The sequence below is a fragment of the Burkholderia sp. BDU5 genome, assembly GCF_001522845.1.
Lineage (GTDB): Bacteria > Pseudomonadota > Gammaproteobacteria > Burkholderiales > Burkholderiaceae > Burkholderia > Burkholderia mayonis.
In genome coordinates this window covers 1-13,628 of record NZ_LOWC01000142.1, presented here as the reverse complement: position 1 = coordinate 13,628, position 13,628 = coordinate 1, and the positions used below count along the sequence as shown (strand labels likewise).

Sequence of the window (13,628 nt, the reverse complement as noted above, 5' to 3'; positions counted from 1 at the left end):
ACGAACTCGCCCGATGGTACACCGGCCGGCGCGCGGCTCGGTTGACCCGTGCCGTCGGCGCCACTTAGAATGCCTCCACGCGGTGCCCCGGCCTGCCGCGCCGTCGATCCGACGACCATCCAGACCGACGCCCGAAGGAGTCAGCAACGTGCCGGACAGCCTCGCCCGCCGCAGCCGGTCGCGGCGCCACCCGACCGGCGTCGTCGCGGCCGCGGCGCGCGCGCTCGTCGTGTGCGCGGCGCTCGGGCTCGGGCTTGCCGGCTGCGCGACGCATCCGCCCGCCACCGCGCTCGACCGCACGGTCTCTCACGCGCTGCCGCCCGATACGTCGACGCCGCTCGCCGACGCGCTCGCCGCACCGGAGCGCGCGCATCCGGGCGAGTCCGGCTTTCTCGTGCTGCCGCGCGGCGACGAGGCGCTGCAGATGCGCATCGCGGTCGCGCGCGCGGCGACGAAGACGCTCGACATCCAGTACTACATCGCCGCCGAGGACACGACGGGCAAGCTGCTGCTCGGCGCCGCGCTCTACGCGGCCGACCGCGGCGTGCGCGTGCGGATGCTCGTCGACGACCTGAACTTCAAGGATGTCGACCGCCTGATGGCGGCGCTCGACGCGCACGCGAACCTCGAGGTGCGCGTGTTCAATCCGTTCGGCGCGGCGCGCCGGGGGATGTTCGCGCGCACCACGAATCTCTTCACGCGGATCGACAACTTCACGCGCCGGATGCACAACAAGGCGATGATCGCGGACAACCAGATCGCGATCGTCGGCGGCCGCAATCTCGGCGACGAATACTTCAACGCGAGTCCGACGCTGCAATTCCGCGATCTCGACGTGCTCGCGGCGGGCCCCGTCACGCACGACGTCTCCGCAAGCTTCGACGCGTACTGGTCGAGCGCGCTCACGTATCCGCTGCCAGTGCTGAACCGGCAGCGCTACGACGCGAAGGATCTGGATGCGGCGCGCGACGCGCTGCGTGCGCACTGGCGCGCGAACGCGATGCCGTACAACGCGAAGCCGCTGAACGCGACGCCGCTGTCCGCGCAGATCGCGCGCGACGAGCTCGGCCTCGTCTGGGCGCCGGCGGAGTTCACAGCCGATTCGCCCGACAAGATCACCGCGCCCGACGACAGCTACAAGAGCCCGCCGATGCAGCGGCTCATCGCGCTGACGCGCGACGCGCAGCGCGAATTCCTCGTGCTGTCGCCATATTTCGTGCCGCACCAGGCGGGCGTGAAGGCGCTCGGCCAGCTCACCGCGCGCGGCGTGCGCGTCGCCATCCTGACGAATTCGCTCGCCTCGACCGACGCGGTCGCCGTGCAAGCGGGCTACGCGCCGTATCGCGTGCCGATGCTGCGACACGGCATCGAGCTGTACGAATACAAGCCGGATCAGGGGCGGACGCGCATCGGCATGCTCGGCTCGCGCTCGCGCGCGAGCCTGCATGCGAAGGCGTACGTGATCGATCGGAAGATTCTCGTGATCGGCTCGATGAACCTCGATCCGCGCTCCGCGCACCTGAACACGGAGCTCGCGCTCGTGATTCACAGCCCGCGGCTCGCGAAAGAAGTCGCCGACCTGTTCGACGCGGTGACGAAGCCGACCATCAGCTATCGCGTGACGCTCGCGTCCGATACGCCGGACGCGCCCGGCGCGGTGCAGACGGCGGGCGCGAGCACGGCCGCGTGGCCGCTCGTGTGGACCGAAGTCGCCGACGGCCGCGTGCGCACGTACGGCGTCGATCCGAACGCGGGCTTCTATCGCAACCTGCTCGCGGGACTGTGTCTGTTGCTGCCGATCGACGATCAGCTTTGATGCGCGGCGCGGCGTCACGCCGCGCCTGCGTGCGGTATTCGTTGCGTTTACAGCGCCGCGCGAATCCTCTGAGCCAGCGCCTCGAGCTCCGCCGCGTCGGCCATCTCGCGCGCGTGCATCTTCAGCGGCTCGTCGGCCCAGCGCGGGATCACGTGGAAATGCACGTGCGGCACCGTCTGGCCCGCCGCCGCGCCGTTGAACTGGCCGATGAAGAGCCCTTCCGGCTCGAGCGTCCGGCGCAATGCGAGCGCGACGCGCTTCACCATCTTCATCGATTCGGCTGCGGCCGCCTCGGACAGCTCGTAGAACGTCTCCGCCGCCTCCTTCGGCACGACGAGCGCGTGGCCCTTCGATTGCGGCATGATGTCCATGAACGCGAGCGTCGTGTCCGTTTCGCACAGGCGGATGCACGGCACTTCGCCGCGCAGGATCTTCGCAAAAATGTTCGATTGATCGTAGGCCATCAAAGTCTCCCGGCTCGCGAGCCTGTCTGTCGGATGTTCGTCAACACGCGATTCTTACCGGTCGTGCGCGATCGTGCAAGCGATCCCGCACGCGAATGCACACGCGCGCAAGCGTCGGCCGCTTGCGCGCGTGTGCCGGCGTCGATCCGGGAGCGATATGTCACGCGCCGGATGCTAGGCGCCGCGCGGCAGCATCGACCGCAGCGCGACGGACGGGTCCGCGAGACGCACGGGATCGAGCGCGACGTTCGCCGTCATCAACCGCCGGCACGCGGCGATCTCTCGCCCCGCGTTGACGGCCGCAGCTGCTTCGAGCCCGCCGCGCGCATTCAGCGCGAACATGCAGAACGCGCCGTCGTCCGGCGACCCTCGCACGACGAGCGTCTGCTCGCCGCCGAAGAGGCCGAGCGTCTGCAGATTGCAGTCGTACTGATCGGACCACAGCCACGGCCATTCCGCATAGGTTTCGCTGCCGCCGAGCATGTTCGCCGCCGCGACGGCCGGCTGGTTCTCCGCGACCTGCCACGATTCGATCCGCACGCGGCGGCCGACGAGCGGATTGAAATGCCGCGTGACCTCGCCCGCCGCGAAGATCGCCGGATCGGCGGTGCGGCACATCTCGTCGACGCATACGCCGTTGTCGACGTCGAGACCCGCCGCCTGCGCGAGCTCGACGTTCGGCACGACGCCGATGCCGGCCACGACGACGTCGGCTTCGACGTCGCCCGCGCTCGTCTCGACGACGACCGCGCCGTCCGCGCCGCGTCGAATCCGCCCGGGCAGTGCGGCGAGCCGCACGTCGACGCCGCGCCGCGTATGCAGCGCGAGCGCGAACGTGCCGATGATTTCCGGCATCCCGCGCTGAAGCAGGCGTGGCGCGGGGTCGACGAGCGTCGCGCGGCAGCCGAGCCGCACCGCCGACGCGGCGACTTCCAGCCCGATGAAGCCGCCGCCCAGCACCGCGACGCGCTTGCCGGGCGCGAGCGCCGCGCGCAATGCGCGGGCATCGGCAACGGTGCGCACGTAATGAACCGGCACGTCCGCGTCGACCGGGCCGGCGAAACGCCGCACGCGCGAGCCGGTCGCGATCAGCAGACGCGCGTAGCCGACGCGCGTGCCGTCGCTCAAGCACACCCGCTGCTCGGTGCGCTCGATCGCATCGACGCGCACGCCGAGCCGCAGCGCGATGTCGCGCTCGCGATACCACGCGGCGTCGCGCACGAACGCGCGGCGCTCGCCTTCGTCGCCGCCGACGAGCGCGTCCTTCGACAGCACCGGCCGGTCGTACGGCAGCTCGGGCTCCGCGCCGATCATCACGATTCGCGCGGCCGGATCGCGTTCGCGCAGCGTCTCGGCCGCGCGGCGCGCCGCGTGCCCGCCGCCCGCGATCAGATACGGATCAGCCGTCGACATGGATCTCGACCTGTCCGTCGACGATGCGGATCGGATACGCGCGCACGGGCTCCGTCACGGGCGCGCATTTCGGCGCGCCCGTGCGGATGTCGAAGAGCCCCTGATGCAGCGGGCATTCGACGCAGCCGTCCTCGATGAAGCCTTCGGACAGCCGCGCATGTCCGTGCGTGCACAGGTCGTGCAGCGCGAACACGTCGTCGCCGATCCGGAACACCGCGACCGGCCGGCTGCCGACGACGCGCGCGGCCGGCTCATCTTCCGTGAATTCATCGAGCGCGCCGAGCGGATGCCACGCGGCGACGGTTTCGTTACGCATGCTTCGAACTCCTTGTCAGATCAGATCGGCGTCGCGAGCAGCGTCTGCACGCGCGACGTGTCGTAGATCACGCGCTTCTTCCGGTAGCGCAGCCCGTCGGCCGTGCGCACGACCGTGTCGTAATACTTGCCCGCCTGGTACACGCTCGATTCGCCGTCGCTGCGCGTCTGCACGACGACGTAGCTGCTCTCCGTCTCGATCTCGCCGCCCTTCGCGCCGACGATCGCGAGTCCGGACGTCATGTGCCGATACGTGTGCGCTTCGTAGATGTTCGCGTGACGCAGCGACACGACGCGGTCGCGCAGCATCCGCCGGTTCGTGCAATGGACGATGCCGATCGGCAAGCCCATGTCCGCGTTTTCCTTCGGGACGATTTCGTACAGGCAGTCCTCGGTGAAAAGCTCCGGCCAACGTTCGAGCCGGTCGTTGTCGAGATGGCCGATGTAGCGGTCCTGCAGCATGTGCAGCTCGAACCACACGCGGATGTCGTCGGTGATGTCGGTCATGTTCGTCTCCCGCTTCAATAGCCCATCAGCTTCTGGTAGCCGACCCAGAACTTGCGGATCAGGCTCTCGGTGATCGCCGTGTCCTCCTGGTCGGGATTGCCGCGCGACATCTCGATCACCGATGCCGCGTCCGCGTCGCGCACTGTGCCGCGCTGGACGAGCTCGGTCGCCTCGGTGTCCTCCATCGAGATGTAGCCCGCGGGGCCGACGAGGTTCGCCTGCTTGATCCGCAGCTCGCGCAGCTCGGGCGTGTCGTCGGCGTAACCGAAGAAGTGGAAGATCAGCTCGAAGTTCTTCGGCCCCTTCGGCAGCAGTTGCCGCGCGACGAGCGTGTTGTGGATCTGCTGGATCACGAGCTGAGGGAAGATCGGCTGGATGTGGTTCGTCGTGTCCTCGTCGTACTCGGACACGAGGCCGAGGATCGATTCGTCCTCGAGCGCGAAACCTTCGTCGAACGAACGGATGTTCTGCTGCTTGTATGCGCTCGCGGTGTCCGCGTCCTCGCGCGTCTTCGTCATCGTGATGATGCTGTGCAGCCCGTGCGTCGCGTCCGGAATCGAGCGCGCCTTCATCCCGACGCGGAAGATGTTGAACGTCGTATGGAACAGATGCAGCATGCTCGCGTGATACGGATCCTTCACGTTCTCGAAATACAGCTTCCAGTTCGACTTCGAATACTGGCGCGTGCAGCCGAGATACTCGATCGGCTTGTGAAAGATCCGCTCGATCCACGGCCGCATCTGCGGGCCGAGATAGTCGGGCAGCGGCGCGACGTCGTCGCTGAACGTCGCGAACACGAGGCCCTGGTAGCTGTCGACGCGCAGCTTGCGCAGCCCGTGATGCGTCGGATCGAAGTCCGCGGGCATTCCAGACATGCCCTTCTGGCCGCGCCTGAACGGCACGCCGAGCAGGTTGCCCTGGCTGTCGAAGCTCCACTGGTGGTACACGCACGTATGCGAGCTCGCGTTGCCGCGCGCCTTGCGGCACACCTGCGCGCCGCGGTGCGCGCAGCGGTTCACCCACGCGGCGAGCGCGCCGTCCTCGCCGCGCGTGACGACGACGGGCGTGTCGCCGACGAACGTGCTCTTGAAGTCGCCCGGATTCGAAATCTCCGCTTCGAGCGCGACGAAATTCCACGTCGGACCGCGAAAGATCCGCTCCTGCTCGCGGTCGTACACCGCCTGCGAGCTGAACACCTTGTACGGCACGCGCGAGCCGTCATCGCGCGGGAATCGCACGTCGGACGAATCGGTGCGATTGATCAGCGATACTGGCGATTCGGTCAGTTCCATCGTTGTCTCCTGTCGATCGGAGTTAGCGCTTCAGCGCTTACGCCGATCCCATGCAAAGCTGTCGATCGGAGTTAGCGCTTCAGCGCTTACGCCGATCCCATGCAAGATGCTTGCGGTTGAGGCGGTCGACAATCCGCCTGACGGGACTGATTTTTGAAACGCTAAAATCCGCCGTCTATCCGGAAAGTGCGGTTGCGGCGGCGCAGTATCCACTTCCGGCGGATTTTGTGCGCTACGATGCGCGCATCAGACATGCCATCCGGCCGGCGAGCGATATTCAGGACGCCGGCGCTTTGTGCGAGGCAGACGATCATGCCCCCGACCCCATTCGATCCGCTCGCGCTGCGCGAGCACCGGCTGTTCGAATCGCGCGATCTCGACGAGACGCGCGAGCGGATCTCGCGCGTGATGCAGCCGCACGCGCTGCTGCCGGACGGCACGCGGCACGGGCCGTCACATATGGATTTCGTGCGGCTCGGCGGGCTCGGAATCGGAACCATCGCGTTCGGCGACGCGATGCAGGTGCGCGTCGACGCGGTCGACGGCTATCACTTGCTGATGTTTTGTCTGACGGGTTGCGCGCAGGTCCGCACGATGGGGCGCGCGTTCGACGTCGATGGCCACACGGGCGTGCTGTGCCCGCCCGGCGAGCCGTTCGCCGCGCACCTTTCCCGCGATTGCGAGCAGTTCGTCCTCCGTATCGATGCCGCGACGCTCGCCGCGCACATCGGCGATGCGGCGGCGTCGCTCGATCCGGTGATCGGCGTCGACGATTCGGCGCTGAGCGCGTGGATGCAGCAGCTGAAGCTCGTCGCGCGCTCGCCCGAACTGCTCGCGAGCGCAAGCGCGAACCCGCGCGTCGCGGCGAGGCTCGAGCAATTGCTGCTCGACCTGCTGATCGACGGCCATCCGCCCGCCGCCGCGCCCGTGCGGCGCGCCGACCCGGCGCCGGGCTTCGTGCGGCGCGCGCAGGAATTCATCGACACCCAATTCGCGCAGCCGTTGCAGCTCGCGGATATCGCACAAGCGGCGGGCGTGCCCGAACGCACGCTGCGCGACGGCTTCCTGCAGTTTCGCGGAATGAGCCCGATGCAGTACCTGCGCAAGATGCGGCTCGATCATGCGCGCGAGTTGCTGCGCGCGGCGGCGCCCGACCGGCGGATCGCCGAGATCGCGCTCGACTGCGGCTTCGCGCACCTCGGCCGCTTCGCGATCGCGTACCGCGAGCGGTTCGGCGAGCTGCCGTCCTCGACGCTCGCCGGCCAGCGCGACGCTTGAGCCGGCCCGCGCTCCGCGCGCGGCGTCAGCGGCCCGCCATCAGTTCGCGCGCGAGCGAGCAGAACAGCGTGGTCGCGCGGCTTGCGTCGTGCAGCCGCCGGCTCAGGATGATCGGCGACGTCGCGACGGGCTCCGGCAGCGGCCGGTAGACGACGCCCTTCACTCTCACCCCTTCGACGCTCTCCGGCACGAGCGACACCCCGACCTGCGCGGCGACGAGGCCGAGCGCCGTCTGCAGCTCGCGCACCTCGTGCACCGCCGCGGGCGCGAGGCCGCCGTCGCGCAGCGCGGACAACTGCTGATCGGCGAAGCTCGGCCGCGGCGTACTCGGGTAAACGATCAGCGTCTGCGCGGCGATCTCCGCGAGCGAGAGCGGCGCGCCGGGCGCGGCGAGCGGATGCCCGTCCGGCAGCGCCGCGATCAGCCGCTCTTCGACGAGCACCTCGCGCACGAGCTGGTCGTCGTCGAAGCGCAGCCGGCCGAAGCCGATGTCGATCCGGCCGCCTTTCAGCGCGCCGAGCTGCTCGAGCGTGAACATTTCGTTCAGCGACAGCTCGACCGCCGGCGCGGCCTCGCGGAACGCGCGGATCACGTCGGGCAGCGCGCCGTACAGCGTCGACGGCACGAAGCCGATCACGATCCGCTCTGCCGCCTGCGCGAGCCGGCGCGTGAGCGGCGCGAGCTCGTCGGCCTGCTCGAGCACGCGCCGCGCCTGAGCGTAGAACACCCGCCCTGCATCGGTCAGCTTCAGCGGCCGCGCGCCGCGCTCGAAGAGCGGCAGGCCGATCTCGTCCTCGATCAGCTGCAGTTGGCGGCTCAACGGCGGCTGCGTCATGTGCAGCCGTTCCGCGGCGCGCGTGATGTTCATTTCCTCGGCCACCGCGATGAAATACCGGAGCTGACGCAGTTCCATGCATACCTCGAAAGTATGGAAGTAGTCGGAATGGGTGTTGGACGCCGTCGCGCGTTTGTTTCTACCATGTGCGCGACAGGAGGATTTCGATGATAGCAACAGGCATCACCATCGACCGCATCGAGACGCTGCTCGTCGACGTGCCGACGATCCGGCCGCACAAGCTGTCGGTCGCGACGATGAACTGCCAGACGCTCGTGCTCGTCCGCGTTCGATGCTCGGACGGTATCGAAGGCGTCGGCGAAGGCACGACGATCGGCGGCCTCGCGTACGGCGAGGAAAGCCCCGAGAGCATCCGCACGAACATCGACACCTATTTCGCGCCGCTGCTGCAAGGCGCGGACGCGACCCGCCCCGGCGCCGCGATGGCGCGCGCGCACAAGCTGTTCCAGGGCAACCGCTTCGCGAAATGCGCGCTCGAGACCGCGCTGTTCGATGCGCAGGCGCGCCGGCTCGGCGTGCCGCTGTCCGAGCTGTTCGGCGGCCGCGCGACCGATGCGCTCGACGTCGCGTGGACGCTCGCGAGCGGCGACACCGATCGCGACATTGCGGAGGCCGAAGCGATGCTCGAAGCGCGCCGCCATCGCGCGTTCAAGCTGAAGATCGGCGCGCGCGCGGTCGCCGACGACGTCGCGCACGTGGTCGCGATCAAGCGCGCGCTCGGCGAGCACGGCGACGTGCGCGTCGACGTGAACCAGGCGTGGACCGAGAGCGAAGCGGTGTGGGCGAGCATGCGGCTCGCGGAAGCGGGCGTGAGCCTCGTCGAGCAGCCGATCGTCGCGACGAACCGCGCGGGCCTCAAACGCCTGACCGCGCTCGCGCACATCCCGATCATGGCCGACGAGGCGCTGCACGGCCCCGTCGACGCATTCGCGCTCGCGCGCGACCGCGCGGCCGACGTGTTCGCGGTGAAGATCGCGCAATCGGGCGGCCTGCAAGGCGCCGCGGCCGTCGCGTCGATCGCGGCCGCGGCCGGCATCGATCTGTACGGCGGCACGATGCTCGAAGGCGCGGCCGGCACGATCGCGTCCGCGCAGCTCTTCAGCACGTTCGGCTCGCTCAAGTGGGGCACCGAGCTGTTCGGCCCGCTGCTGCTGACCGAAGAGATCCTCGTCGAGCCGCTGCGTTACGAGGATTTCAAGCTGCACCTGCCGGCCGCTCCCGGTCTCGGCATCGCTTTCGATTGGGCCCGCATCGAGCGGATGCGACGCCGGTCCCGCTGACCCACGCCTACATTCATTGATATTGGAGACGCAGATGAACAAGGAAGCCATCGACGCCCTGCTGAAGTCGTTCGACGACGCCGCGACGCATCCCGGCAACCCGCGCGTGCGCGCGATCGTCAACCGGATCGTGAAGGACCTGTTCCACACGATCGAGGATTTCGACGTGCAGCCGAGCGAATTCTGGACCGCGCTCAACTACCTGAACGAAGCAGGCAAGGAATTCGGCCTGATCGCGGCCGGCCTCGGCTTCGAGCGCTTCCTCGACGTGCGGATGGACGAAGCGGAAGCGAAGGCCGGCCTGCAAGGCGGCACGCCGCGCACGATCGAAGGGCCGCTGTACGTCGCCGGCGCGCCGGAAACGGTCGGCCATGCGCGTCTCGACGACGGCGCCGATCCCGGCCAGACGCTGCTGATGCGCGGCCGCGTGCTCGGCGACGACGGCAAGCCGCTCGCGAACGCGCTCGTGGAAGTATGGCATGCGAACCATCTCGGCAATTATTCGTACTTCGATCCATCGCAGCCGGCGTTCAATCTGCGCCGCTCGATCCGCACCGGCGCCGATGGCCGCTACAGCTTCCGCAGCGTGCTGCCCGTCGGCTACAGCGTGCCGCCCGGCAGCAAGACCGAGCAGTTGCTCGGCCAGCTCGGCCGCCACGGCCACCGTCCCGCGCACATCCACTTCTTCGTGTCGGCGCCCGGCCATCGCAAGCTGACGACGCAGATCAACATCGAAGGCGATCCGCACATCTGGGACGACTTCGCGTTCGCGACGCGCGAGGGCCTGATTCCGGAAATCAAGCAGGCCGAAGGCGCGCAAGGCAAGCCTTACGGAATCGACGGTCAATTCGCGCTGATCGACTTCGACTTCTCGCTGACGCACGAGCGCGGCGACGTGCCGGCGAGCGAAGTCGAGCGCGTTCGCGCGCAGGCGTGAGCGGCGTCGCCGCAACGTTCATCGCAAGGAGCAAACCATGCTGTTTCATGTGGAAATGACCGTCGACCTGCCCGCCGACATCGATCCGGTGAAGGCGGCCAGCCTGAAGTCGGAAGAAAAGGAGATGGCGCAGCGGCTGCAGCGCGAAGGCGTGTGGCGGCACCTGTGGCGCATCGCGGGCCGCTACGCGAACGTCAGCGTCTTCGACGTCGAGAGCCCCGCGCATCTGCACGACGTGCTGAGCCAGCTCCCGCTCTTCCCGTACATGCGGATCGAAGTGCGCGCGCTGTGCCGGCATCCGTCGTCGATCCACGACGACGATCGCTGAGCGGCGCATCGCGTCGGCCGCGCAAAATGAAACGGACGCACGGTTGTTCTCCGTGCGCCCGCGCTTTTTCACATGCACCGGGCATACGCGGCGCATGCGAGATTCACGCTCAACGCGACATCATATTCATGCCGACGTTGTGCATGACCCAAAGCGTGCCGACGATCAGGATCGCCGCCGTCAGCACCGTGTAGCTGAACGCCATCACGTTCCAGCGCTGGCCGGACGATCCATTCATGTGAAGGAAATAGACGAGGTGCACGACGATCTGCACGAACGCGAGCGCCGCGAGCGCGATCAGCGACGCGTGCGACGACAGCGCGCCGCTCAGCACGAGTCCGAACGACGCCGCCGTCAACAGGACCGACAGGATGAACCCGGCGACGTAGCCGCCCGCCGTGCCGTGCGCTTCGCCGTCGTGAGAGAGGTGCGTATCGGTCATTTAGATCACGCTCGCGAGATAGACAAAGGAAAACACGCAGATCCAGACGATGTCGAGGAAGTGCCAGAAAAGACTCAGGCAGGTGAGCCGGCGAATGTCGCGCTCGGTCAGCGCCGGGCGGCGCATCGCCTGAAACGCGAGCACGGCCATCCACAAGAGGCCGATCGCGACGTGCAGCCCGTGCGTGCCGACGAGCGTGAAGAACGACGACAGGAACGCACTGCGCTGCGGCCCCGCGCCTTCGGCGATCATGTGCGAAAACTCGCGCAGCTCCATCGCGAGAAAGGCCGCGCCGAGCACGAACGTCACCGCGAGCCAGCCGAGCAGCGCGCCGCGGCGGCCGCGCTGCGCGCCGATCATCGCGAAGCCGTACGTGATGCTGCTGACGAGCAGCAGCGCGGTCTCGAGCGCGACGCCCGGGATGTCGAACAGGTCGACGGCCGTCGGGCCGCCCGCGAACTGATGCGCCATCACCGCGAACACGGCGAACAGCGCGGCGAAGATCACGCAGTCGGTCATCAGATACAGCCAGAAGCCGAACACCGAATGCGACGGCGGATGGTCGTGCGCAGCCTGATGATGAGCGGCGCTCACGGATTGATACGACATCAGTTTGCCTCCAGTTCGGCTTCCGCCGGCCGCGCGGCGAAGCGCGCGCCGCCGCGTTTTTCCTCGATCTTGCGAACGGTATCGGCCGGGATGTAATAACCGTCGTTGTCGCTCGCGCTATGCGCGATCACCGTGACGACGATGCCGGCGAGCCCGACGATCGAGAGCCACCCGATGTGCCACACCGCCGCGAAGCCGAGCACCAGGCTGAACACGCCGACGAAAAGGCCCGCGCTCGTGTTCGACGGCATGTGGATGTCGCGATACTCCGCCTGCTTGCCGATGCCGGGGCCGCGCTCCTTGCGGTGCGCGAATTCGTCGAGCGCGCGCACGCTCGGAATCGTCGCGAAGTTGTACGCGGGCGGCGGCGACGACGTCGCCCATTCGAGCGTTCGGCCGCCCCACGGGTCGCCCGTGACATCGCGGTTCTCGGGCTGTTTGCGATCGCGCAGACTGACGACGAGCTGCAGCAGCTGGCATGCGATGCCGATCGCGATCAGCACGGCGCCGAACGCGGCGACGATGAGCCACGGATGCCAGGCCGGATTGTCGTAATGGTTCAGACGCCGCGTCATCCCCATGAAGCCGAGCACATAGAGCGGCACGAACGCGACGTAGAAGCCGACCTGCCAGAACCAGAACGCGGCCCGGCCGAGCGTCTCGTTCAGCTTGAAGCCGAACACCTTCGGGAACCAGTAGTTGAAGCCCGCGAGATAGCCGAACAGCACGCCGCCGATGATCACGTTGTGGAAGTGCGCGATCAGGAACAGGCTGTTGTGCAGCACGAAGTCCGCGCCGGGGATCGCCATCATCACGCCCGTCATCCCGCCGAGCGTGAACGTCACCATGAAGCCGATCGTCCACAGGATCGGCGTCGAGAATTCGAGCCGGCCGCGGTAGATCGTAAACAGCCAGTTGAACACCTTCACGCCGGTCGGAATCGCGATGATCATCGTCATGACCCCGAAAAACGCGTTGACGTTCGCACCCGAGCCCATCGTGAAGAAGTGGTGCAGCCACACGAGGAACGACAGCACCATGATCGCGCAGCTCGCATAGACCATCGTCTTGTAGCCGAAGAGCGGTTTCTTCGCGTACGTCGCGACCACTTCCGAGAAGATCCCGAACGCGGGCAGGATCAGGATGTAGACCTCCGGATGGCCCCACGCCCAGATCAGGTTCAGATACAGCATCGGATTGCCGCCGGCATCGTTCGTGAAGAAGTGCATGCCGAGATAGCGGTCGAGGCCGAGCAGCGCGAGCGTGACCGTCAGGATCGGAAACGACGCCATGATCAGCACGTTCGTGCAGAGCGCGGTCCACGTGAACACCGGCATCTTCATCAGCGTCATGCCGGGCGCGCGCATCCGGATGATCGTCGCGAAGAAATTGACGCCCGTCAGCAGCGTGCCGACGCCGGATATCTGCAGCGCCCACAGGTAATAGTCGACGCCGACGCCCGGACTGAACTGCAGTTCCGACAGCGGCGGATACGCGAGCCAGCCCGTCTGCGCGAATTCGCCGACCACGAGCGAGATGTTGATCAGGATCGCCGAGACCGCCGTCATCCAGAAGCTCAGCGAATTGATGAACGGGAACGCGACGTCGCGCGCGCCGATCTGCAGCGGCACGATGATGTTCATCAGGCCGATCATGAACGTCATCGCCATGAAGAAGATCATGATGACGCCATGCGCGGTGAAGATCTGGTCGTAGTGATGCGGCGGCAGATAGCCGGGCGCGTCGTACGCGAGCGCGAGCTGCAGGCGCATCATGATCGCGTCCGAGAAGCCGCGCAGCAGCATGACCAGCGCGACGATGATGTACATCACGCCGAGCTTCTTGTGGTCGACGGTCGTCAGCCACTCGGTCCACAGCCATTTCCAGCGCTTCGTATAGGTCAGCGCGCCCAGAATCGCGAGCACGACAAGCCCCATGAACGCGGCCGCGCCCATGATGATCGGCTGATCGAACGGGATCGCCGAAAGCGTCAATTTACCGAACATGCTTACCTCTTCGTCCGACAGGCGGCGTCCGTCAGATCGAGGACGTTGCCGTTGTTGTACTTCGCGATGATGTTGTTGAACAGCC

14 protein-coding genes are annotated in these 13,628 nt (G+C 67.4%); 5 read left to right on the top strand and 9 right to left on the bottom strand.

Features of this window, described 5'->3' with window-relative positions; translation table 11 throughout:
* Positions 1–13 precede the first annotated feature (13 nt).
* The gene (locus tag WS69_RS21305) at positions 14–1,816 is read left to right on the top strand and encodes a phospholipase D family protein (RefSeq protein ID WP_442854918.1); all 1,803 of its coding nucleotides are present in this window, start codon (positions 14–16) and stop codon (positions 1,814–1,816) included.
* A gap of 47 nt (positions 1,817–1,863) precedes the next feature.
* Here the strand turns inward: WS69_RS21305 and WS69_RS21300 are convergent, their stop codons facing one another.
* From WS69_RS21300 to andAc, 5 genes are all read right to left on the bottom strand, one after another.
* Positions 1,864–2,280: an HIT family protein gene (locus WS69_RS21300; protein ID WP_059472664.1), complete on the bottom strand. Its 417-nt coding sequence runs from the start codon at positions 2,278–2,280 to the stop codon at positions 1,864–1,866.
* Positions 2,281–2,454: 174 nt separating this feature from the next.
* Positions 2,455–3,693 (bottom strand): anthranilate 1,2-dioxygenase system ferredoxin--NAD(+) reductase, encoded by a 1,239-nt coding sequence (andAa, locus tag WS69_RS21295; RefSeq protein WP_059472663.1) that lies wholly within the window; start codon positions 3,691–3,693, stop codon positions 2,455–2,457.
* Complete coding sequence (andAb, locus tag WS69_RS21290) at positions 3,680–4,009, bottom strand: anthranilate 1,2-dioxygenase ferredoxin subunit AndAb (protein ID WP_059472662.1); 330 nt, start codon at positions 4,007–4,009, stop codon at positions 3,680–3,682. The genes andAa and andAb overlap by 14 nt, the downstream gene beginning before the upstream one ends.
* A gap of 20 nt (positions 4,010–4,029) precedes the next feature.
* The gene (gene andAd / locus WS69_RS21285; RefSeq protein WP_059472661.1) at positions 4,030–4,515 is read right to left on the bottom strand and encodes an anthranilate 1,2-dioxygenase small subunit AndAd; all 486 of its coding nucleotides are present in this window, start codon (positions 4,513–4,515) and stop codon (positions 4,030–4,032) included.
* Between the two features lie 14 nt (positions 4,516–4,529).
* Positions 4,530–5,807 carry an anthranilate 1,2-dioxygenase large subunit AndAc gene (gene andAc / locus WS69_RS21280; RefSeq protein WP_059472660.1) on the bottom strand — a complete coding sequence of 426 codons (1,278 nt, stop codon included), beginning with the start codon at positions 5,805–5,807 and terminating at the stop codon, positions 4,530–4,532.
* A 252-nt stretch (positions 5,808–6,059) separates the two neighbouring features.
* Between andAc and andR the strand changes: the two genes are divergently transcribed.
* Positions 6,060–7,085 carry an anthranilate 1,2-dioxygenase regulatory protein AndR gene (gene andR, locus WS69_RS21275; RefSeq protein ID WP_059472659.1) on the top strand — a complete coding sequence of 342 codons (1,026 nt, stop codon included), beginning with the start codon at positions 6,060–6,062 and terminating at the stop codon, positions 7,083–7,085.
* Positions 7,086–7,110: 25 nt separating this feature from the next.
* Here the strand turns inward: andR and WS69_RS21270 are convergent, their stop codons facing one another.
* Positions 7,111–7,998, bottom strand: coding sequence for a LysR family transcriptional regulator (locus tag WS69_RS21270; RefSeq protein WP_059472658.1), 888 nt, complete (start codon positions 7,996–7,998; stop codon positions 7,111–7,113).
* 89 nt (positions 7,999–8,087) lie between these two features.
* Here WS69_RS21270 and WS69_RS21265 point away from each other — a divergent pair, with 89 nt between their 5' ends.
* The 3 genes from WS69_RS21265 to catC are packed head-to-tail and all read left to right on the top strand — an operon-like array spanning position 8,088 to position 10,486.
* On the top strand, positions 8,088–9,221 hold the full coding sequence (locus WS69_RS21265; RefSeq protein WP_059472657.1) for a muconate/chloromuconate family cycloisomerase: 1,134 nt from the start codon (positions 8,088–8,090) through the stop codon (positions 9,219–9,221).
* Positions 9,222–9,255: 34 nt separating this feature from the next.
* Positions 9,256–10,158 (top strand): catechol 1,2-dioxygenase, encoded by a 903-nt coding sequence (catA, locus tag WS69_RS21260; protein WP_059472920.1) that lies wholly within the window; start codon positions 9,256–9,258, stop codon positions 10,156–10,158.
* 37 nt (positions 10,159–10,195) lie between these two features.
* Positions 10,196–10,486: a muconolactone Delta-isomerase gene (catC, locus tag WS69_RS21255; RefSeq protein ID WP_059472656.1), complete on the top strand. Its 291-nt coding sequence runs from the start codon at positions 10,196–10,198 to the stop codon at positions 10,484–10,486.
* 109 nt (positions 10,487–10,595) lie between these two features.
* On the opposite strand, the gene cyoD is transcribed toward catC, so the two are convergent.
* Genes cyoD through cyoB form a run of 3 tightly spaced genes read right to left on the bottom strand, consistent with a single transcriptional unit; the run spans position 10,596 to position 13,543 of the window.
* Positions 10,596–10,928, bottom strand: a complete 333-nt coding sequence (gene cyoD / locus WS69_RS21250) for a cytochrome o ubiquinol oxidase subunit IV (RefSeq protein ID WP_059472655.1) — start codon at positions 10,926–10,928, stop codon at positions 10,596–10,598.
* Positions 10,929–11,537 (bottom strand): cytochrome o ubiquinol oxidase subunit III, encoded by a 609-nt coding sequence (gene cyoC / locus WS69_RS21245; RefSeq protein ID WP_059472654.1) that lies wholly within the window; start codon positions 11,535–11,537, stop codon positions 10,929–10,931.
* Positions 11,537–13,543, bottom strand: a complete 2,007-nt coding sequence (gene cyoB, locus WS69_RS21240; RefSeq protein WP_059472653.1) for a cytochrome o ubiquinol oxidase subunit I — start codon at positions 13,541–13,543, stop codon at positions 11,537–11,539. The genes cyoC and cyoB overlap by 1 nt, the downstream gene beginning before the upstream one ends.
* Positions 13,544–13,628 lie beyond the last annotated feature (85 nt).